General features: G+C 72.7%; 20 protein-coding genes. 11 read left to right on the top strand and 9 right to left on the bottom strand.

The window, feature by feature from the left end; genetic code table 11:
• The first annotated feature begins 47 nt into the window (after positions 1-47).
• The 3 genes from OHV05_RS34325 (at position 48) to OHV05_RS34335 (ending at position 3,421) form a co-directional block, all read left to right on the top strand.
• Positions 48-698: an HD domain-containing protein gene (locus tag OHV05_RS34325; RefSeq protein ID WP_405021220.1), complete on the top strand. Its 651-nt coding sequence runs from the start codon at positions 48-50 to the stop codon at positions 696-698.
• Positions 699-824: 126 nt separating this feature from the next.
• Positions 825-1,343 (top strand): DUF4240 domain-containing protein, encoded by a 519-nt coding sequence (locus OHV05_RS34330; protein WP_405021221.1) that lies wholly within the window; start codon positions 825-827, stop codon positions 1,341-1,343.
• Positions 1,344-1,738: 395 nt separating this feature from the next.
• Positions 1,739-3,421, top strand: coding sequence for a serine/threonine-protein kinase (locus OHV05_RS34335; RefSeq protein WP_405021222.1), 1,683 nt, complete (start codon positions 1,739-1,741; stop codon positions 3,419-3,421).
• A 27-nt stretch (positions 3,422-3,448) separates the two neighbouring features.
• Here OHV05_RS34335 and OHV05_RS34340 read toward each other — a convergent pair whose 3' ends face one another.
• Complete coding sequence (locus OHV05_RS34340; RefSeq protein WP_405021223.1) at positions 3,449-4,030, bottom strand: TetR/AcrR family transcriptional regulator; 582 nt, start codon at positions 4,028-4,030, stop codon at positions 3,449-3,451.
• Between the two features lie 118 nt (positions 4,031-4,148).
• Here OHV05_RS34340 and OHV05_RS34345 point away from each other — a divergent pair, with 118 nt between their 5' ends.
• Entirely contained in the window at positions 4,149-5,192 is a 1,044-nt protein-coding gene (locus OHV05_RS34345) for an FAD-dependent oxidoreductase (RefSeq protein WP_405021224.1), read from the top strand.
• Between the two features lie 50 nt (positions 5,193-5,242).
• Here the strand turns inward: OHV05_RS34345 and OHV05_RS34350 are convergent, their stop codons facing one another.
• Both OHV05_RS34350 and OHV05_RS34355 read right to left on the bottom strand, forming a co-directional pair.
• The gene (locus tag OHV05_RS34350) at positions 5,243-6,484 is read right to left on the bottom strand and encodes a hypothetical protein (RefSeq protein WP_405021225.1); all 1,242 of its coding nucleotides are present in this window, start codon (positions 6,482-6,484) and stop codon (positions 5,243-5,245) included.
• A gap of 77 nt (positions 6,485-6,561) precedes the next feature.
• On the bottom strand, positions 6,562-7,107 hold the full coding sequence (locus tag OHV05_RS34355; RefSeq protein ID WP_405021226.1) for a SigE family RNA polymerase sigma factor: 546 nt from the start codon (positions 7,105-7,107) through the stop codon (positions 6,562-6,564).
• 142 nt (positions 7,108-7,249) lie between these two features.
• Between OHV05_RS34355 and OHV05_RS34360 the strand changes: the two genes are divergently transcribed.
• Complete coding sequence (locus OHV05_RS34360; RefSeq protein ID WP_403041019.1) at positions 7,250-7,690, top strand: hypothetical protein; 441 nt, start codon at positions 7,250-7,252, stop codon at positions 7,688-7,690.
• Between the two features lie 264 nt (positions 7,691-7,954).
• Here the strand turns inward: OHV05_RS34360 and OHV05_RS34365 are convergent, their stop codons facing one another.
• A complete protein-coding gene (locus OHV05_RS34365; RefSeq protein ID WP_405021227.1) occupies positions 7,955-9,763 on the bottom strand; it encodes a choice-of-anchor P family protein in 1,809 nt (602 codons plus the stop codon).
• 293 nt (positions 9,764-10,056) lie between these two features.
• Complete coding sequence (locus OHV05_RS34370) at positions 10,057-10,509, bottom strand: hypothetical protein (protein WP_405021228.1); 453 nt, start codon at positions 10,507-10,509, stop codon at positions 10,057-10,059.
• Positions 10,510-10,813: 304 nt separating this feature from the next.
• On the opposite strand from OHV05_RS34370, the gene OHV05_RS34375 reads away from it, so the two are divergent.
• Positions 10,814-12,019, top strand: a complete 1,206-nt coding sequence (locus OHV05_RS34375) for an alpha/beta hydrolase family protein (RefSeq protein WP_405021229.1) — start codon at positions 10,814-10,816, stop codon at positions 12,017-12,019.
• A 201-nt stretch (positions 12,020-12,220) separates the two neighbouring features.
• Here the strand turns inward: OHV05_RS34375 and OHV05_RS34380 are convergent, their stop codons facing one another.
• Positions 12,221-12,967, bottom strand: a complete 747-nt coding sequence (locus OHV05_RS34380) for a nucleotidyltransferase domain-containing protein (protein WP_405021230.1) — start codon at positions 12,965-12,967, stop codon at positions 12,221-12,223.
• A gap of 247 nt (positions 12,968-13,214) precedes the next feature.
• Between OHV05_RS34380 and OHV05_RS34385 the strand changes: the two genes are divergently transcribed.
• On the top strand, positions 13,215-13,667 hold the full coding sequence (locus tag OHV05_RS34385; RefSeq protein WP_405021231.1) for a hypothetical protein: 453 nt from the start codon (positions 13,215-13,217) through the stop codon (positions 13,665-13,667).
• Between the two features lie 27 nt (positions 13,668-13,694).
• Here OHV05_RS34385 and OHV05_RS34390 read toward each other — a convergent pair whose 3' ends face one another.
• Positions 13,695-14,132 (bottom strand): hypothetical protein, encoded by a 438-nt coding sequence (locus OHV05_RS34390; RefSeq protein WP_405021232.1) that lies wholly within the window; start codon positions 14,130-14,132, stop codon positions 13,695-13,697.
• On the opposite strand from OHV05_RS34390, the gene OHV05_RS34395 reads away from it, so the two are divergent.
• The 4 genes from OHV05_RS34395 to OHV05_RS34410 all read left to right on the top strand — a co-directional run bounded on the left by OHV05_RS34395 (position 14,111) and on the right by OHV05_RS34410 (position 16,621).
• Positions 14,111-14,842 carry a DUF6193 family natural product biosynthesis protein gene (locus OHV05_RS34395; RefSeq protein ID WP_405021233.1) on the top strand — a complete coding sequence of 244 codons (732 nt, stop codon included), beginning with the start codon at positions 14,111-14,113 and terminating at the stop codon, positions 14,840-14,842. The genes OHV05_RS34390 and OHV05_RS34395 overlap by 22 nt on opposite strands.
• Positions 14,843-14,894: 52 nt before the next feature.
• Positions 14,895-15,764 (top strand): IS5 family transposase, encoded by an 870-nt coding sequence (locus OHV05_RS34400; RefSeq protein ID WP_405018835.1) that lies wholly within the window; start codon positions 14,895-14,897, stop codon positions 15,762-15,764.
• A 26-nt stretch (positions 15,765-15,790) separates the two neighbouring features.
• Positions 15,791-16,171: a hypothetical protein gene (locus tag OHV05_RS34405; protein WP_405021497.1), complete on the top strand. Its 381-nt coding sequence runs from the start codon at positions 15,791-15,793 to the stop codon at positions 16,169-16,171.
• A 69-nt stretch (positions 16,172-16,240) separates the two neighbouring features.
• Positions 16,241-16,621, top strand: coding sequence for a hypothetical protein (locus tag OHV05_RS34410; RefSeq protein WP_405021234.1), 381 nt, complete (start codon positions 16,241-16,243; stop codon positions 16,619-16,621).
• A gap of 233 nt (positions 16,622-16,854) precedes the next feature.
• On the opposite strand, the gene OHV05_RS34415 is transcribed toward OHV05_RS34410, so the two are convergent.
• Both OHV05_RS34415 and OHV05_RS34420 read right to left on the bottom strand, forming a co-directional pair.
• Complete coding sequence (locus OHV05_RS34415; protein ID WP_405021235.1) at positions 16,855-17,421, bottom strand: FABP family protein; 567 nt, start codon at positions 17,419-17,421, stop codon at positions 16,855-16,857.
• A gap of 234 nt (positions 17,422-17,655) precedes the next feature.
• Positions 17,656-20,409, bottom strand: a complete 2,754-nt coding sequence (locus tag OHV05_RS34420; protein WP_405021236.1) for a hypothetical protein — start codon at positions 20,407-20,409, stop codon at positions 17,656-17,658.
• Positions 20,410-20,529: the final 120 nt, after the last annotated feature.

Genomic DNA, 20,529 nt, shown 5'->3' on the forward strand with positions numbered 1-20,529 from the left:
ATCCGTGCCACTGACGGTCGGGCCCGACCCGCACCTACGGTCGGCTCATGGACACCGAAGACCGCATCCTGCCGCTGCTCCCGGAGACCCCCGCCGCCCGGGCCGCCGTCGAACTCGTCCGGTCGTGCGAGAGCGAACCCGTCGCCAACCACAGCATCCGCAGCTACCTGTTCGCCACGCTGCTGGCCGAACACGAGGGGCTGGCGCCCGGCACCGACTTCGACGCCGAACTCCTCTTCCACTCCTGCGTCCTGCACGATCTCGGCGCCTCGCCGTCCGCTCCGGGCCGGGCGCGCTTCGAGGTCGAGGGCGCCGACCTGGCCGCCCGGTTCCTCACCGAGCACGGTTTCGGCGCCGACCGGACCGACCTGGTCTGGGAGGCGATCGCCCTGCACACCTCGGACGGCATCGCCGAACGCCGGGGCGTCCTGGCCTACCTGACCCGGCGGGGCGTCGGCATGGACTTCGGTGTCGGCAGCGCGTTCCTCAGCGATGCCCAGGGCGAGGCGCTCCACGGTCGTTACCCGAGGCTGGACATGGCGACCGTGCTGGTGGACGACATCGTCCGGCAGGCCGCCCGTTCCCCGCAGGCCGGTGCTCGCTACACCCTCCCCGGTGAGTTCCTCCGCGAGCGCGGCGGGCCCGGTGCCGTCACCGCCGTGGAACTCATGGCGAGGGCCTCCCGCTGGGGCTCCTGACGGCGGGTGCCGAGGCCGAGTCCCGGTAGCCGCGACCTGCGTGTCGGACCGGCGTGGCAGGATCTGTGTCCGAACAGCCCGCCCGTCCGCCCGTCCGACCGTCCGACCAGGAGTGAAGCGCACGTCATGGACCCCGTCTCCGAGCAGTACCGCCCGGCCATGTCCTGGGACCGCTTCTGGCAGCTGATCGACCGGCTCGGGGTGACCGAGGACGGCCGGGTGGACTGCGCCGACCTGGACGATGCGTGCGAGGACCTCGCCGCCACCCTCGCCGAGGAGCCGGTCGAGCAGATCCTCGGCTTCGGCGAGCGCCTCGCGGAGGCGCTGTTCACCCTCGACCGCGCGGAGTTCGGCACCCTTCCGGTCCTCGGCCTGACCGCGCCGGGCGGCTCTCCCTTCCCGCAGTCCGATGACGGCTTCCTCTACTCGCGTGCCGCCGTCGTCGCCGCCGGCCGCCGCACCTACGAGAGCGTCCTCGGCCACCCCGAGCGCTTCGCCCCCTTCACCGACCTGCACGCCGAGGCCGTCCTCCACATCCACGAGGAGGCGTACGAGCAGGCCACCGGCGAGGAGTGCGACCACCTCACTGTCCACGACTACGAGACCTGCTCGAACACGGCGGGATGGCCCGAGCTCGCCCGCTGACCCAGCGCGGGTGCCTGAGTGGCCGTCAGCAGGTCACCCACCACGAGTATTCGGGCACGTCCACGCGAGCGGCTCCCGGCTGCTGTGATGGTGCCAGTGTGTACGAGACCCCGGGACTTCAGCGGGGCCCGCGAGCCCTCCGAGGCCGTGACCTGGCGAGACGTCAGCGGCGGGGCCCGTCGGCGCGACCGGCCATGAATGGCCGGTGCCCTGATCTGGCGTTGCGGGCGGCCGAGCCGCCATCATCGCGGTGGCGGCCCGCGAGACCTCACACCGTCGAAGCCTCCGGGACCGCGCGCCTGCGCCTCCCCCCTCGTCGAACGTGAGAGAGACATGCTGACTGTGCTGCCCGACCCGCTGCTCGTGCCCGCAGCGACTGCGTCGGGGGTGGCGCGTTGAAGGCGCTCCAGGACAGCGATCCGCGACAGGTCGGCCGGTACGAGCTGCTCGGTGTGCTCGGCGTGGGCGGTATGGGCCGGGTCTACCTCGGGCGGCACGACGAGGTCCTGGTCGCGGTCAAGGTCATCAACGAGGAGCTGACGCAGAACTCCGACTTCATCGCCCGGTTCCGTCGTGAGGTGACCGCGACCCGGGCCATGTCGGGGCCGTACTTCGCCGCGATCGTCGACCACGACGTGGACGCGGAGCAGCCCTGGCTGGCGACCGAGTACGTGCCCGGCCCCACGCTGAACGCGGTCATCGCCGAGCACGGGCCCCTCGACACCGTGTCGGTGCGGGCGTTGGGCGTGCGTCTGACCGAGGCGCTGAGCGCGATCCACGCGGCCGGACTGGTGCACCGGGACGTCAAACCCGGCAACATCCTGCTGGGGCGGGACGGTCCCCGACTGATCGACTTCGGGATCGCGCGGGGCGCGGCGGTGACCACTCTCACGCAGACCGGGGTGGTGCTGGGGACGCCCCAGTTCATGGCGCCGGAACAGTTGCAGATGCGGGGCCGGATCGGTCCGGCGGCCGACGTGTTCGCGCTCGGGTTGGTGATGGCCTTCGCGGCGACCGGGGAGCACCCGTTCGGCCAGACGGACGCCTTCGGCCTGGGCTTCCGGATCGTCCACGAGGAGCCGGCCCTCGAACAAGTCCCGGCCGCACTGGCCGGTCTGGTCCGCCGCTGTCTGGCCAAGGACCCCGACGAGCGGCCGACGCCCGCGGAGTTGGGTGCGGAGCTGAGCCTGGGTGAGGAGACCCTCGACCGGACCGGCCTGGCCGTGCTGATCCGGCACGCGGGCGACACGACGATACCGACCCTGTCGCCGACCCCGACGGAGCGGAACACCGTCGAGCGGCCGCCTCGGCGACGCCTGGCGCTGATCCTCCTGGCGGCCGCGGTCGCCATCGGAACGGCCGTCACGGTCGTGTTGGGCCCGGGCGGGGGCGGTACGCCGGAGGCCCAGGGCCTCGGCTCCCAGAGTGGCAGCCCCACCGGCTCGTCGGCGCCGGTGACGCCCGTCGCACCGACGAGTACCACCGGCCAGCCCAGTGCCCCGGCCACGTCGCCACCCCCGTCGACGGCGCCCCCGACGGCCGACGTCGCACCCGTCACCGGGCCGCCGGCGGGCGGCGGTGACGGATCGTCAGGAGCCACGGTCGGCGGCAAGAGCAACGGGAGCGCCGGTGGGAGCGGCTCCGGTGGTTCCTCGGGCAGCACCCCCGCCAGCGGTGGCGGTGGCGGGGGTGGCGGCGGCGGTACGCCGGGAGGGAGCAGTGCGGGTTCGCCGTCGACCCCGCCGCCTCCGGCGCCCAAGCCCACGCCGACCCCCGCGCCGCAGGGGACTCCGCCCGCGGCCATGACGGCTTACCGGGCGACCTTCGACCATGGCTGCGTCGGTGCCTGCGACATGCCGTTCACCATGACCTGGGACGTGCAGCCGGACACGACCCGGTACGACGTCCAGTACGACAACCAGACCTCGAAGGTGAACAAGGTCTACTCGACCGCAGGCACCAGCTACCACGTCACCGGCCCGTTCTCCGGCGACCACGTCTGTATCGCCGTGCGTGCGGCCAACCAGTACGGAGCCTCCGCGTGGAGCGAGCGCTACTGCTTCGACGTGCCCTACTGATGCCCGGGTGCCCTGACGCCTGGGACCTCACGGCGGGTAGACGACGTCCAGGAGGTCGCGGACGAACCGGTCGAGGTCGTCGAGGCCGGCGTGGGTCAGGGTGCCGGGGCCGCCGGTGAGCAGGTGGGGGATGGCGGCGTGCAGGGCGAGGGTGACGGTGGCGGCCCGTTGCGGGGTGACGGGGAGTCCGGCCATGCGTTGGGCCTGTTCGAAGCCGGTGAAGTCGGCGGCGGCGATCTGGTCGAGGACGGCGGTGAGCTCGCTCCTGCGGGCCGCCTCGTTCTGCAGCTCCAGGTAGGCGAGCATCCGGGGGCGGCCGGGGCCTGCGACGTTGCGGAGCAGGCCGGCGAGCAGGGCCACCAGGCCCTCGCGGTCCACGGGGCCGGCTCCGGCGGCGGCCAGCTCCGCCGTCAGCCGGTGGTACTGCTCGGCGCAGCGCTCAGCTGCGGCGCGCAGCAGGGCGTCCCTGGTCGGGTAGTAGTTCTTCGCGGTGCCCAGTGGCACGGCGGCGGCCGCGTCGACGGCCCGGTGCGTCAGTCCTCGTCCGCCTGCGGCGGCCAGGACCTCGATCGCGGCGTCGCGCAGCAGATCCCGACGATTCCCATTCACCGTCAACTCCCGTTCTTCCTCAGCATGTTGCCCAGAATACCCCAGCCGTGGTACCACAGCTGTAGTGGTCTGCCGTCGGTGGACGCGGTGAGCGGGGGGCGCAATGTCGGGGGGCGTGATGACGGGTACGGCCGTTGTGGTGGGGGCGGGTGTCGGTGGGTTGGCGACGGCGATCGGGCTGCGCCGGGCGGGGTGGCAGGTGACCGTCCGTGAGCGCCGCACCGAACTGGAGCGCTACGGCACCGCGTTCGCCCTCCACCCCACCGCGCAGGACGCCCTCGACCGGCTCGGCGTGGGTGAGGCGATGCGCGGCCGGGCGGTGCCGTACCGCTCCGCGCAGGTCCGCACTCCTGAGGGGCGGGTGCTGGCCCAACTCCCGCTGGAGCGCCTGGAACGCAAGGCGGGACGCCCCGAACTGCTGATCTCCCGGCCCTACTTGATGGATGCGCTGCTGGCCGAGCTGGACGCCGTGGGCGACGTGACCGTCGAACTCGGCGAGGCCGTCACCGACGTGGCCGCCCTGGCAGCCGGGTACGACCTGGTGGTCGGGGCCGACGGCCTGCGCAGTGCCGTACGGGATGCCTGGTTCGGCGCTGGCAGCGGCCCGCGGAAGGTGGGGTCGGTCGCCTGGATCGGCATCGCGGACTTCGACAGCGACATCCATGGTGAGACCTGGGGCCGGGGCCGCTTCTTCGGCCTGACCCCGGTCGAACCGGGTCGCACCAACTGGTACGCCGCCGTCCCCGAGGGCACCACTGCCGCCGACCTGCGCGGTCTCTTCGAGGGCTGGCACGACCCCATCCCCCGGATCCTCACCGAGACCGACCCCGAGACCTGGCTCCGCTACGAGATGCGTCACCTCTTCCCTGCCCTCCCCACCTTCGTGCAGGGCGGCAAAGTCGCCCTGGTCGGCGACGCGGCCCACGCCATGACCCCCAATCTGGGCCAGGGCGCCTGCACCGCCATCCTCGACGCGGAAGCCCTCACCCGTGCCGTCGCCGACCACGGCCGCTCGGGCCTGCCGGCGGCCCTGCGCAGCTACGACCAGGAACGCCGCCGGACCGCCCAGCGCACGGCGCTCGCCTCCCGCACCCTGCACCGCTTCGTCTCCACCGAGCGCACCTGGCTCCGCGACACGGCAGCCCGTCTCCTGCCGGGCTGAGCCGACCCCGGCGGGAGGGACAACCGTCGCGTGGGCTGAGGGACGCGCGGTCAGCCCGGCAGCTTCCACTCGGGGCTGGTGGCGATCGCCTTCAGCTGTTCGGTGGTCAGTGCGCGGGTCGTCCGGCTCGCGGGCTGGTGCAGGCCGGCGCTGTTGTACACCGACACCACGACCCGCAGGCCGTTCGGACGCAGTGCCTCGGCCGTCCAGTGGCCGGGGTTGGAGCCCTCCTGGCTGGTCAGGAGCCTGGTGCCGTCCGGCAGGGTCTCCCCGGTCGAGTACTGGCCCGAGATGGTGTTGATGCTGCGGCTCCAGTCCTGGACGTTGATCTCCACCAGGCTCGCGCCCTTCCCGTCGTCGACGGTGAAGCCGGCGTAGCCGTCCTCGCTCGCGCTCACGTTGGCCGGTGTGAGCCCGGGCGGGAGGAGGCGGGCTGCGGTGGCGACGATCTCTGCGGTGGGGAAAGCCGCCGGGCGGGTCTGCTGCGCTTCGGTCACGGGGAGGTCGGCCAGGACGGCGTCCCACACGTGCGAGGTCACGGCGCTGGTCAGTTGAGCGGGAGTCAGCGGGGGAGTGGGGCGGGTGCTCGGGGCGCCCTTCGACGCGGACGAGTTCCACTCGGAGAGCTCGACCAGCCGGCCGTCCCGGCCCGACAGCGTGGCTGCCCACCGCTTGGTGTCCAGCCGGCCGTCGGGGTACTCCGGTCCTTGGAACAGGGTCAGGACCGAGCCGTCGGCGAGGGTGCTGGTCTGGCAGGAGCCGTACGCCCGGAGCCCCGGATCCGGGCACCTGACCTCCTGGGCGCCGGCCGTCAGCTGCTGGGCCCAGCGCTCCACCCGCACCGACACCACACCGAGGCCGTGCCCGTCGTCGAAGCGCGCGGTGAGCATCGCGCCCGGGATCGGGACGTCGGCATCCTCGAGCCCTTCGGTGTTGCTGAACGAGCCTGCGGGCAGGGCCGTCTGCAGGGCCGTCAGCATGCGGGCGCTGGAGACCGGCGCCGGACCCGAAGTCCGCCCCAGGCCGGCCGGGGAGGGGGTGGCCGACCGGTCGGAGGCCGCAGCGGCGGCACCGCCGGTCGGTGCGATCCCGGCCATGAGGTAGACGCTCCCGCCGACCAGGGCCAGGGTGGTCGCGCCGGCCGCCGTCATGGTCGTGCGGCGGTGCCGCCAGGCGCGGCGGCCGCGTTCGAGGCCGACCAGGTCCAGCCGCGTCGTCTCGGTGCGGAACGCCTCTGCGGTCCGCGACAGGGCGTACGTCAGATCCTCTTCGAACTTGCTGTCACTGGACACGCGAAAGCCTCATCACTGTCGTCATGGTCGTCGTCGGAGCGGAACGGGCGGAGCGGAACGGAGCGGAACGGGCGGGGTCAGCGGGCCGCCAGCTCGGCGAGCGAGTCGCCGAGCAGCAGGCGCAGCTTGGCCAGCGCGCGGGTCGTCCTGGTGCGCACCGCGCCCGGACTTGTCCTCATCACCTCGGCGGTCTCCTCGATGCTGCGGTCCTCCCAGTGCCGGAGCACCAACACCGCGCGGTCGTGCGGCGGGAGTTGCGCGAGCGCGTTGAGCAGTGTCAGCCGGAGCGCGCTGTCCGGGCCCTGGGCCCGGGTCTCCGGCAGCTCCCCGACCGGGAGCTCAGCGCTGGAACGTCGCTTCCGGTGGGCGAGGAAGGTGCGGACCAGGACCCGGTGCGCGTACGCGCCCGGGGCCTCGATCCGGGTATGACCCATCAGCCAGGAATTCTGCCGTCGCCAGATCGTGTACATCCGGGCCAGCGTGTCCTGGACCAGGTCTTCCGCCAGGTGGGTGTCGCCACCGGTCAGCAGGCACGCCGATCGGTACAGCTGTGCAGTCCGCCCAGCCGTCAATTCCAGGAACTCGGCATCCCTGGATTCTGCAGCTACGCGACTGCCGGCCATTGCTTTCCCCCCTTGTGGTCCCGTACACGGTAAGAGAGGGCCCAGGATGGTCCGGACGTTACAGACGAGTTTTCGTGCCCCGGGACGTCGGCCAGCAGGCCCTGGTGTGCGCGGGGGCGGCAGGGCAGGCTAGTTTGCTCGGGTGAGTCTCCTTGATGATGTGGCCGAGCGTGATGGCTGGCTGTGCTGGGTGTGCGACGAACCGGTCGATCCGGACGAGTCGGTGAACGATCCGCGAGGGCCCAGCGTGGACAGCCGCACCGCGGACCGGAAGGCCAAGATCCCGGAGCGGCTCGCGCACCGTGGGTGCAACACCCGCAAGGGCGCGGTCAAGGTGGTCATCGCCTGGCCGGACCGTCTGTACGTGGTCGAGCCGGCGCCGCTGATCACCGTCGCCGGGAGGCTGGAGCGCAAGGGCGGCCGCGAGATGGTGGGCCGCTGCCCGACCAGGAAGGACGCCCAGGCTGCGGCGGACTGGCTGGTGGACCGTTTCTCCCGGCTGGTACCGGGACTGCCGGTGACCGCCGACATCGAGCCGGGCGGCGGTCAGTTCCTCGTCATCCTGTCCACCGGCCGCCGCTGACCGGGGGTCACCAGCGCGTGCCGGGCCGGCCCCTCGTCGTCCTGTCCTGACACGAGTCTGTGCTGGTCGGCTGATCAGCGCCGCGCCGGAGCGTCTCCGGCGGACCGGGAAGGACGAGCGGGTCCGGTACGTGGTGGCCTTGGAGCTCAACGGGCCTGACGACGGGCCGGGATTCGGTGCGGCGGTACCCGTGAGGTGGTAGCAGAGCGCCGTCCCCGTCACCGGCGGGTGCCGGTGACGGGGACGGCGGTTGCCCGGTGGAGGTCAGGACGCGGGGCAGGCGTCGGTGCTGGTGAGGAGGGCCGCGGTGCTCTGGGCGATCGTGAGATGCACCCCGCTGAGGAGCGTCAGTGAGAGGGCGGTGACGGTGATGCCCTTGCCTCCCGCGAGGGGTGTCTGCTGGTTGACGACCAGTGAGCCGACCAGCGGCAGACCGATGGTGGTGTTCGGTGCGGTGTCGGCCGAGACGGTCACCCCCGCGACGCGGAGGTTGGTGAGGGTGGTCGCGCCGGTCAGGGTGATCGCTCCCGGGCCGGTGCCGGTGAGCGGCTGCCGGGCCTGGGCCGAGGTGCCGACCAGGTCGGCGGTGACCAGGCCGCCGAGCAGGTTGACCCCGGCGACCTGGGCATGGGCCGCGGCGGTGCGGGTGCCGTCGGGGTCGACGGCACCGGAGGCGTCGGTGGTCAGTACGCCGAGGGTGCCTACGCCACCCAGTCCGGCGCCGAGCACGGTGTGGTCGTCCTCGCCCGGCAGCGCTGTGCAGGAGTGGGCGGACGGTGCCAGCGGCCCGATGCCCGTCAGCGGCGAGGTGAGGCGTACGCCGTGGGCGCGCGCGTCGAAGACGGGCGCCGTGAAGGTCACCGAGGAGCAGCCGGGCAGGTCGACACCGACCCGGGCGGTGATCGCCGACCCGCACACCTGGTAGCTGCCGCCGGTGGTGGAGGTGAGCCGGACGGTGGCGGTGCAGGACTGCTGGCCGGCGGCGAGGTCACCGTGCACGGTCAGCGTGCCCTGCGCGGCATCCGCGGTGGCCGTACCGGAGCCGCAGCCGGTGGCGGCGCTCGCGCCGTCGAGGACCAGCCCGGCGGGCAGCTGGGTGGTGAAGGACCAGCCGTTCTTCGCGGCCAGTTCGGCGGTGTTGGTGACGGTGACTGTCAGCGTGGTGGGCGCGCCCACGGGGAGCGTGGCCGGCGCGAAGCCCTGGTCGAGCTGCGGGGTGGCGTCCAGCAGCCGGATGTTGTCGATCGCGCCGTCGTTGCCGCCGCCGCTGGCCTGCTCGTTGACCAGCCGGATGCCGGCCGAGTCACCGGTGAACAGGACCGAGCCGTTGCCGGCGTAGGTGCCGACCGCAGTGCCGTTGATGACCTGGCCGGGGTTGTTGCAGGGGTCGATGGGGGAGCTGAACGCGGGGCGCGCGGTGCCGCCGTCGAGCAGGTAGAAGGCGAGCAACGGGTGGCTGGCGAAGCAGTTCTGGGCCGCCGCGTCCACCGAGAAGGTCAGGAAGCGGTTCTGTGCGCTGAGCGGGATCGGCTGCACGGTCTGCAGCTCGGTGCGCCCCGCCCCCGGATTGGCCGAAGTGTAGGCGGTGAGCGAGTGGTTGGTGGCGGCGCTGTTGCCCGCCCAGGTACCCAGCGCGGCGGCCATCTGCTTGTTGGCCGCCCAGAACCCGCCGCAGTTGACCCCTGGCGGCGGGGAGGCGGGGCCCTGCGCCGAGACGATCAAGCCGTTGCAGGCGGTCAGCCAGGCCGGATCCGCGGTGTACCCCTCCGCCAGTGGCGCGGGACCGGTGTAGTCGGTCAGCAGTGTCACCGCCGAGCCCTGGCCGTTTTCGAAGCCCTCGACGAACACGGTGGTCGGCGCACTCGGTGTGCCGGGGTTCCCGGGCGCGTTCGCCTCGGCCGGCCCGATCGCGGCCAGCGATCCGGCGGCCAGCGCGACGACGCCCAGCAGGGCGGTGGCAAGACGGGTTCGCCACCGTCCGCTCGCCCGCCCGGATTCCCGCCTGCGAATCCGCCTCCGCAGTGCCGCATCGGCCGAACCGATGCCGGCTCCCCCCAGCTCGAAGTCCCTCATCCCGCACCCCTGTTCCGCCGCCCGACCGCTCGCCACGGCCACACCGCACCGATGCGACGGACGTCTCGGCCACCATCCCGGCTGACGGCGCTCCGCACATCGGCGCGCGGAGTCCGGGCTGATGCGCGGGCGGGTGCGTGCGCCGCGCAAGCCGGGGTGTGCTGCCGTGAGCCTGGGGCCCGTGATCGACCGTGTTCCCGGCGCGGGTTCCTGGGGATGGGCGGGCTGATCCGGGTTCGGAACGGCCGGTGGGTGTGCGGGGCCGGGCGGAGGGCCTTCGCCCGGCCCGGAAGTCAGGACTTCGACTTGGCGAGCTGTGAGATCCGGTCGGCCAACTGGCCGAACGCGCTCTGGGCGGCAGCGGCCTCGGAGAGGGTCGGGCCGCCGGAGAAGGAGTCCGTGTTCTGGATGCAGGTCGTGGCGGCCGTCTTGACCTGGTCGAGCGCCTTCTCCCAGCGCTCACGGGCGATCTCGTCGGGCAGCGGACGGTACGCCGTGGCCGACTTCACGTGGTCGAGGACCTGTTGGCAGCGCGGTGCGCTGCCGGCCGCCTGGCCGGAGAACTGGATCAGCGTGCGGATGTCGTCGCCGATCACCCGGATGTGCTCCCGGCCGCCCTGGGTGGACCAGCTCGCCACGGTGTCCTTGTCCTCGGAGCAGCCGGTCAGTCCGACGGCCAGCAGAGCCGCGGCGCCGATGGCGAGCGCACCGCGTAGGGCCGGACGAGGGCGGATCTTCGAACGCATGCGGACACTTCCTTCGACGTGGGTGAATCGGATCGTAAAGCTGACAGCCTGTCAGTTTTACGTGTCGGCTGTACAGGATGGGGAGTTGCCGGCCGACCCTGGCCGTCTGCCGCGCGGCCGGTGTCGTGTGCTGCGGCGAACCGGCCGTGACCTGGTACCGGGGGACGACACCGTCGGCCGCATCCGCCCCCGGGTGTAAACCCGTGGGCCGATGCCGCAGGGGAGGGGCCCGTGACAGCGTTCACCCGTGCCCACGGACCGCCCGTCGCGGCACAGTTGACGATCCGTGACCACGGGAGGGCCCATGACCACCACGCCGTTCATCCGCCGGAAGGGCATGACGCGCCGCCGGGTGCTGGGAGCCGCGCTGGCCGCCGTGCCGCTCGCCTCGATCGCCGGCCCCGCGTCGGCGGACCCGGGCACCCCCACTCCGACGCGGCTCACGCTTCCGGCGCCCACCGGCCCGCACCCCGTGGGAACGGTCGAGCTGCATCTCGTCGACCGGTCGCGCCCGGACGCCATCGCGGGCCCCGGGCACTTCCGCGAGCTGATGGCCACGGTCTGGTACCCCGCGCAGGACGTCCAACGGCACCCGGTGGCGCCGTGGATGCCGGCCGGCGCCCTTCAGGCGTTCCTCGCCGACGTGGGGTTCGGCGCGCTGGTCCCGCTCGCGCCGCTCACCGTCGGCCATGTGGGTGCACCGGTGCTGCGGTCGGGGCGGCGGTTGCCCGTCGTGGTGTTCTCGCACGGCGCGCACAGCCACCAGGGCGACCACACCGTCATGGTGCAGGAGCTCGCCAGCCACGGCTACGCGGTGGTGACGGTGGCTCACCAGTACGACACGTACACCGAGTTCCCGGACGGCCGGGTCGCCGTTCCGCTCCGCGACCGCGACGCGCCGACGCTGCCCGGTGACTTCGCCGCCGACCTGCGTTTCGTCCTGGGGTGCGTCGAGCAGCTCGCCGCCGGGTGCAATCCGGACGTCGACCGGCGGAAGCTGCCGACCGGGTTGCTCGGCTCCCTGGACCCGCGCCGGATGGGCGCGTTCGGCTGGTCGAAGGGCGGGACGGCCACCGCCTGCGCGGCGCTCGCCGACGAGCGCATCCGGGCCGGCCTGAGCCTCGACGGCCCGATGCAGATGAACCCGCCGCTGGCCGGTGACCTGGACCGGCCGTTCATGATGATGTCCGCCGAGTTCACCCGGGCCACGGACCCCGAGGCCGCCGCGTTCTGGTCGCACCTGCGGGGCCGACGGCTGAACATCCAGGCCGAAGGCGCCGCCCACATCTCGTACGGCGACAACGAGGCGCTGTACGCCCAGGTGGCGAAGCTGCTCGGGTGGAGCGGGCAGCAACTCCAGGACGTGATCGGCACCCTCGACCCCGAGCAGGCGGTGAGGATCCAGCAGGCGTACCCGCTCGCGTTCTTCGACGAGCACCTGCGCCACCGGCGTGGGCACCTGCTCGACGGGCCGTCCGCGGCCTTTCCGGCGGTGACCTTTCTCCCGTGAGCAACTGATCGTCTCGGTGCGGGGGTTCGGCAGTCGAGGTGGTCCGGGCGGTGGGTGCGTGGTGGGTCGGGAGGTCCGGGTGCCTCTGCTACGCCGGCAGCACCTGCACCCGCTGCCTGTCCGTTGCCTCCAACGAATCGTCGCAGGGCGGGAGATGGCGGTCGCCTCAGTTGCCGCCGAGGCGTCACCGGCTTCGGCCCGTCACTGCCCGGAGCCAGTCGCAATCGATTCGATGACACCGTGCCAGGTCCTTCGGTAGCCCTCGCGGAGCGGCCCGCCGACCAGGTCGAGAATTCCTGATGCCGCGTCGATCATGAGCGCCGGGTCTCCCGTCCGACCCAGGTGCAGGTGCCCGTCGAGCAGGGCCGCCCCGCGCTCCGGGTCCGCCTCCAGGAGGCGCCGCGGCAGCCACTTCCCGCCGCCGATCCACGCGTGGTGGTAGTCGAGGAGCAGATCGGCGGTGGAGCTGAGAACGGCGCCGGCCACCGCAAGGCGCTCGATCTGGTCGTCCGCGTCGGCGAGGTCGTCCAGGGCGTCCGTCAGCCCGTATCTCTTGGTTTCGACCGTCGCCGGTTCCAGCGACGGCGGGCCCTCGCGGAGGTCAGCCTCGGCCAGGGCACGGGCGCGTCCGGCCTCGCCGTCGGTGTCGAACAGGACGAGACCGGTGGCGTACATGCTCTGCAGGACCGCGCGACGTGCGGCGACGTCTGCGGCGAACAGGTCCCTGAGGCCGGCACGGGTGTGGACGAAGAGCTCTACGACGCGTCCCTCGAACCGGATCGTCTCCCGGTAGGTCGCGCCGCCGTCTCCGACGAGCACCGCGATGTCCAGGTCGCTACTGGCAGTGGCCCGCCCCGAAGCCGTCGACCCGGCAAGGATCGCAGCGAGCGCATCGGGGAAACGGTCACGGACGAGACGTCGTGCCTGGTCGACGGGGTTCGAGGTCATGACGGCCAGGGTTCCACGAACCTCGTGTCGACGGCGATCGAGTTTTGCCACGGCGAGCTCGCCGTCTGCTGTGAGGCGATGGTTTGCGCTCCGAACTGACGTGGCGGGCGTCGAAGTTGCCCCAGCTGTTTCCCGTCCTCCGACGCGCGGTATGGGTGCCCTCGGAACCCGGCGGCCTTCAGGGGCGGGACCTCGACGATTAATGTCAGATTGACGATAACTGTGCCATGGGGCTACCTTGCCGGGTATGAGAGTGAAAGTGGTCCTGACGCGAGACAGCGTGTGCATGGGGGACGACTGCGATGCGCCGCACCAGCAAGCCCCCACCTTCGACGCCGCCACCACGCTGGGCGATTTCGTGACCCAGGTGGCGGACTACCCTCCTCGCATGCGCGGCGCCCGCTGGGTGGTGTTCCTTGGCGGGAACCGCGCCGACGGCTCCCCGATCGCCGAGATCTCGCCGGAGTGGGCGATCCCTCGCTTCATGTCCGGAGTCGACCCGCTGGTACCCCTGGCCACCCTCGCCCCTGTCGACGGCGACCTGAGCTTCTTCTTTCGCTACCACTCCGGCAGTGTCCCGCTGGCGGCGCCGCCCGAACCCGGCCCCACCACCCCCGAATCGCTCTCAAGTCGGCTCGCTCTACGGCTCGCTGAGGCCAGCTCAAGGGTGTTCGCCCGCCACGGGACTGTGGGTCGGTAACCCGGCCCGGTCAGTTGAACAGCAGGGCTAGTCGATGACCACGTCGAGGTGCCAGAACGCGCGGTCGCCGATCCGGCCCACGAGGTCACCGGCGAAGGCGGACGTACGCGGGGGTCGGTCCCAATCGCTCTGTCCCCGCAGCGGTAGAACCGTGCCGGGTTCTTGGTTCGCATCGTCCTCGATCAGGGGCATCCGTAACCAGGGGGTACCGTCCGGGCCGGCAAACAGGACTGCATTGGCACCAGGCACGTCTTCCCTCAGCACCTCCTTGACGCCGTCGGGTCCGAACTTGCGGTCGCCTCCATCCGCCATGGGCAGGAGGGTTGCGCAGAGCACACCCGGGCCGGAAGCGTGGTCCGTGAGCGAGGGCCAGGTGCGGTCGGGCGAGAGCTTCGAGGCCCCGGGGGTGGGCCGGGTGTCGGCTTCGGGCACAATCACATGCCGTGCCCACTCCTCCTGATCCATCCCTTCTGTATCCCGAGGTCGCGGCCTACGGCAGCCTCGCCGCAGCGCTCCGGGCTGCGGCGGAGGACCGCCTCGGAGCTGTCCCCGCCATCTCCTCCAACTCCGCCCCGCTGCTCCATGCGGCCGTCGCGAGCACCCTGCCGCACCGCGGCCTGCTGGAGATCAGCGCGTGGTCCCACGAACGACGGTGGACGATCCGCGGTACGGATGTCTTCCAGGGGCTGTCCCTCGTCGACGGCACGACGGACGACCTGGCAGAGGTCGCGAAGGCGGCCCGGGCGTGGCACGACGGGGCGGCCCTGGAGGCCATCCGCCGGGCCGCCCCCTTCGTGCACCCGACCGGCCGGTTCGATGTGCCGGACCGAGAGCCGGCGCGCCTGACGGATTCCGAGTGGCAGCACCTTCGCCAGGCGGCGGCCGAGCTCGAGTACGACTGGCAGGAGCCGTACCAATGCCTGATCGAGGCGGCGTATGCCGAGCCGGCACTGCGCGCCCTCTACCCGTTCACGAGCCACTGGGCGCTGCGCTTCTCCAGCACCACCCGCCCGGACCTGACCATCGTGGGGCCGAGCCTGACGGCGGGTGGTGACGGCACGTACGGGCTGGGCAGAGGCTTCATCACCCCCGACCTCGGCCGGTTCGCCACGGCAGGCGAAGCCGTGGCGATGGCCGTACGCCACCTGCCGCCCGGCCTCACTTCAAGTACGTGACGGGCTAGGCCGTGTTTTGGAAGGTGGTTTGGTGTGATGCCAGGCTGTGTGGATGGGGCGTGGGGATCTGTCGGATGATCAGTGGGCTGTGCTGGAGCCGTTGTTGCCGATGGCCGGGGTGGGTCGTCCGGCGAGGTCGCGTCGTAGGCTGGTCAACGGGATTCGGTGGCGGGTACGGACGGGAGCTCCGTGGCGGGACGTTCCGCCGGAGTACGGACCCTGGCAGACGATCTACGGCCTGTTCCGCCGCTGGCAGCGACAAGGTGTCTGGCAGCAGCTCCTTGCCGGCCTGCAGGCGCGGGGCGATGCGGCCGGGATGATCGTCTGGGAGGTGAACGTCGACTCCACGATCTGCCGGGCCCACCAACACGCCGCGGGCGCCCGACGTGACGGGGCCGCGCAGAAGGAGCCGCCGGGCGGCGTGGGCAAGGAGCCCGCGGACCACGGGCTGGGCCGGTCACGAGGCGGATTCACGACCAAGATTCACCTGGCGTGCGAGCAACGGCAGAAGCCGCTGTCCCTGCTCGTCACGGCCGGCCAGCGCGGGGACTCGCCGCAGTTCGAGGCGGTGCTCGACGCGATACGTGTGCCCAGAACCGGTCCGGGCCGACCCCGCACCCGCCCGCTTCGGGTGCGCGGCGACAAGGCGTACTCGTCCAAGGCGAACCGGGCCTACCTGCGTCGACGCGGCATCCGGTGCACCATCGCGGAGCCGGCCGACCAGATCCGCAACCGCAAGCGGAGGGGTGCGGGCGGTGGACGTCCACCCCGCTTCGACCGCGAGGACTACAAAGCCCGCCATGCTGTCGAGTGCGGCATCAACCGGCTGAAGCAGCACCGGGCGGTGGCCACCCGCTTCGACAAACTCGCCGTCCGCTTCGAGGCGGCCGTCCTCGTCGCCGCGATCAACCAGTGGCTGTGAGAGTCGACGTGCCGGGCTCGCGTGCCATGCTGGCCGCGAGCCCGGAGCGGGGTGTCGCACAAGGGGAGAAACCGGTGGCCGCTACCCACTACTGCGCCGACAGCGAGAACGGCGACCACATCGACGACCCGTCCGAAGACGCCATCTTCATGCTGCTCGACGACCTCAACGACACCGACAACACCTTCGTCGTCATCCAGCCCGACGAGGACGACCCGGCCTGGTACGTCTCGGTCGCCGTCCTCGACAAGGGCGAATACGAGATCGTCCGCCGCGACGCGAGCCGACACGAACACCACATCGTCACCGAGACCAGCATCCACACGACCGCGCGCGACCTCATCCTCTGGCTGGCCACCCGAAGCTCCCCCGGACAACCAACCAGACACACCTTCGACGCCTTCTAAAACACGGCCTAGCTGAGTTCGCTTCAAACTTCTGTACGGGTGCGTGCGGTGGGCGTACCGTCGGTGGCTGTGGACAACGGGGCGGACAAGACAGTCTTCGGGTTGCCGGTCGAATGGCGGCTTCGCGCGGTGCTGATCTCGTTGGTGCTGGGCGCTTTCGCCGGTGTGGTCGCGGTGGCGCGGTTCCCGGCGAGTCCGGTTGCGGCGGCGCTGATCGCGGGGGTGCCGAGTGCGGGGGTGTCGCTGCTGGTCAGCTTCGGCGGGCGGGTGACGTTGAGCCCGGCGGGGCTGAGGGTCCAACAGGTCTTCGTCACAGTGCACTTCTGCCCCTGGGACGAGATCCAGGACATCCGGTCCATCAAGTGGCGCTCCGACAACCCTCGCTTTCCTGACTACCGCTACCAGCGCATCGTCGTCGAGCGGCTCGGCCGCTCGGCCGCTCGGCCCTGACGTTGCCGCATCCGTTCATCGCGTACGGGCGCCCGGCGCCAGACTTCGCACTCAAACTGGACGGGATCTTCACGTACTGGCGCCGCCGCGTACCCGTTCCGCCTCGAGGCCGGGCAGGTCGGCCGGCCCGCCTGCCCCGGGCGCGGCGCCGCTGAGGGCCCGCACCGCGGTCGGTGGCAGCAGACGCTTCATCAGTTCGGCGGCCGGTGCATCCGCAGGTGCGGTGACCCGCCTCATTCGCGGGACACGTTCCGGCCCTGGTGCCACAGCTGTGCCGAGAGGTGGTGCTGGAGCGGCTGGCCGACTGCCGCGAGGTCGTGGAGGAAGGTGAGCGAGCCGTCGTCGGCCAGGGTGTAGCGCCGCCGGGTGGCGCTGACCTCCTTGGCGGTGGGTGCGAGCGCGACCTCGTGGGTGGCGAGGTCGACGGCGGTGCCGTCCGCCCGGCCGACCAGGATCTCCGCGATGCCGGTGGGCTGGGTGATCAGTGCCTCGACCCTGCCGTCGGGCTGGAGCCGCCACCAGCCGCTCTCCCGGGCCGACGGGCGCAGCGGTGCGTCGTCGGCGTCGAGCAGCCATGCCCGGGTCTCGTAGTGGAGGAAGGGCCGGCCGTCGTGGCTGAAGGTGACCTCCTGCGCGTAGCTGAACTCGGCGGTGAGGGTCGGGTATTCGCCGCGTCCCCGGCCGCGCCAGGTTCCCAGGAGACCGAGCACCGGTTGCAGGAGCGGGTGCGGGGCGGGCGCCTCGTCCGGTCGGTGGGCGTCGGGGTACGGGTACGGGTGCTCCGGTGCGGGGTCGAACACGGTGTGCGCTCCTCAGGTTGGGTCTGCCGACGGTCCGGGTGACGAGGGAAGCCTAGAGCCCCGTCCGCTCCCGGGCCGGGCGGTGCCCATGCTCCGACGACCGCCGGGGGTCGTTCCTCGGCGGCTGGCGCACCTGGACGCCGGACCCCGCCTGGCCGTTGCCAGAACCACCGGCCGACGCCGGCTCTGCAGCCGCCCGGTGACCAGGGCGCGGGTGCGGTGGTGGGGCGGTGGTCACCGGTCACCGGCTCGCAGTTCGGTGGTGATCTGGCGGCGGGCGGTGACGGCGGCTTCGGCCAGGACTGCGAGGGCGGCCAGGACGGCCAGGCCGAGGGCCTGGGTGGTGATCGGGGCGGAGAGCAGTCGCAGGCCGGGCTCGACGGCGGTGCCGACGAGTGGGGAGAGGTCCACGGCTGGGCCGAGCAGCAGTACGGCGACCATTGCGACCCCGGCTCCGCCGACTGCGGCGAGCAGCACCGGCGGGAGCGATTCGGCGAGGACCAGGGCCATCCCCTGACGGGGCCTCAGGCCCATGGTGCGCAGGCGCGCGAGCAGGGCGGCCCGTTCGGGTGCGGCCCGGACCAGGGTGAGCAGTACGGCGAGCACCGCGTAGAGAGCGGTGGTGGCGACTGCGGCCCAGAAGGTCCGCTCGGCGGCCTGCTGGAGCGGCTCCTCGCCGAGTTCGCGTTGCGCCTCGGTGCTGGTGTGGAGGCTGAAGCCGGGTGCCTTGGCCTCGGGCAGGTCGGGGGCGTCGACGGTGGGGAAGCTCCGTTCGGCCAGCGCGCGCAGGGCGGACTCGTCCACCGGGCCGGTGGCCATCCAGGTGTTCGGCGGGTCGAGGGTGTCGACGAAGGCGATCTGCACGGTGGGGACGGCGCTGCCGACCGCCGCCGGGCTGGCGGTGACGGTGCCGACGGTGTGGATCCGCAGCATTCCGGTGGGCAGGTAGAGGCGGTAGTTGCCCTGCGGCAGGTCGGGGCTGACCAGTGCGGGCACCAGGTCGTCCTTGGCGGGCCCGAGCAGGGCCGGGTCGAAGGTGCCGCGCCCGGCGGTCCTGGCCACCTCGGCGTACGGCTCGGGGTCGGCGGCCACCAGGTTGACCTGGGACCAGCCGCCGTTCTCCGAGGTGAGGGTCAGGCCGTCGTCCGTGCGGACCGGGAGGGAGGTGCGGACGCCGGGCAGCCGGGCGGCGGCCTCGGCGAAGCCGGCCGGGAGGGTACCCGGCGCGGTGGACCGGACGACGGCGTCCCCGCCGACCCGGTAGCGGGCGGCGGCGGCGCGCTCGGCGGTCACCCCCGCCAGTGCGGTGGAGCCGAAGGCGGCGCAGCCGACCGCGAGCAGCAGGGCGAGCAGCAGCAGGACCGAGGGCCGGCCGCCGGGGCCGCCCCGGGCGGCGCGGGTCAGCCCGAGGAAGGTCACCGCGCCCGAGCGGCGGGCGGACCAGCGGGCCGGCAACCCGACCAGCAGCGGCTGGAGCCGGGCCAGCAGCACCGCTCCGGTCAGGGCGAGCAGCAGCGGGGCGGCCACCAGCAGCGGGTCGATGCCCTCGCCGACCGGGGTCACGCCCCGGCGGCGGGCCTGCGTCACGGCGGCCACCGTCAGGGCCAGGACGACGAGTTCGGCCATCGGACGGCGGCGGGCGGCGGCCTTGGGCGGCCGCAGGGCGAGCACCGCCCGGACCGGGAACGCCAGCCAGGCGAGCAGGCTGACCGTCACCGCGGCGACCAGTGCGGTGGTGTGACGGTGGGTCGGGAACAGCAGCAGGGCGGTGGCGGTGCCGACCGCGGCGGCGGGCAGCACGGTGAGGAGGCCCTCGGCGAGCAGCCGACGGGCCAGCCAGCCCGTACCGGCGCCGCGTGCCCGGAGGAGTCGCAGCTCGGTGATCCGGCGGTCGGCCGCCAGCGCGGCGGCCAGGCAGAGCACCACGGCGGCCACGCCAGCGGCTCCGGCGGGGCCGACCGAGGTCAGGGTGGTGGCGGCGGCCTGCCGGTCCCTGGCCTGGTCGATCAGGGTGCGCAGTTGGGACTGCAGCCGCAGGTCGGGGCGTCGGCTCTCGGTGGCCAGGGCGGCGGCGACCGGTCCGGAGGTGACGGTGGCCAGCGCGGCGGAGGTGTCCGGGAGCCGGTCGGCCCGCAGCGTCCGGGTGTCGACCGGCAGCCGCCAGAAGTCCTGGGCACCCTGTCCCCAGGCGGCCACCGTCCGGACGTACTCGGGGCTGACCAGTGCGGCGGCCTGCCAGTACCGGTCCGGTGGCCGCAGCGGTGTGAACCGCTGGCAGGCAGTCAGCGCGCAGCCGTGGCCGATCCAGAACGGGTCCTTCGGATCGGCGGTGAAGAGGCCGGCCACCTTGACCCGTTGGGGCGGCCCGGGCTTCTTCGGATCCGGGCCCTCGTCCAGCACCTGGCCGAGGCGGGCGCCCAGGGTCCTGGCGCTTTCCTCGGAGAGCACCACGGGGTACGGCTCGCCCTCCGTTGGCGGGCCGGTCGGCCACTGACCCTCCGTCAGCCGAACGTGGGCCGGGGCATCGTGCAGGTACATCAGGGAGAGCTGCGGAGGGACCCCGTCCGGGGCGGCCAGTCCCGGGGTGGCGAGGCTCGTCCAGCGGGCGCCGGCCGTGCCGTACACCAGGCCGTCCGGGTCGAGCGGCAGCCGGGTGCCGATCCGTTCGGTGAGCAGCTCGGCGGTGGAGTCGAGACCGCTGATCTCGTTCCCGGTCTGGCTGCGCGCACTGGCGTGCAGGCCGGTGGAGTCGAGCCCGGCGTCGGCCAGGTAGCCGCGCAGCGCCCGGTCGGCGCCGCGGTCCCCGGTCAGCGGGAGGGCGGCGGCCAGGAAGGCGGTGACCAGCGCGAGCAGGGCGGTCAGCAGGGCGGCGGCCGGCATGGCGCGCAGCCGGGTGCGGATCCAGGGCGCTCCGGCGCGGGTCGGCCGGAGCACCCTGGGGTCCGGCTGCTCCGGGGTCCCCGGCTCGACGGTCCGACGGGTGCTCATGGTTCCTCCGTGCGGTGCAGGTCGGTGGCCGGGACCGTCGAGTCCGCTTGCGCGAGCACAGTGCCCGTGGTCAGCACCGCAGCGGCGAGCGGCAGTTGCCCTGCTCGCAGGCTGCGCAGT

The organism is Kitasatospora sp. NBC_00070, from assembly GCF_045041205.1.
Lineage (GTDB): Bacteria > Actinomycetota > Actinomycetes > Streptomycetales > Streptomycetaceae > Kitasatospora.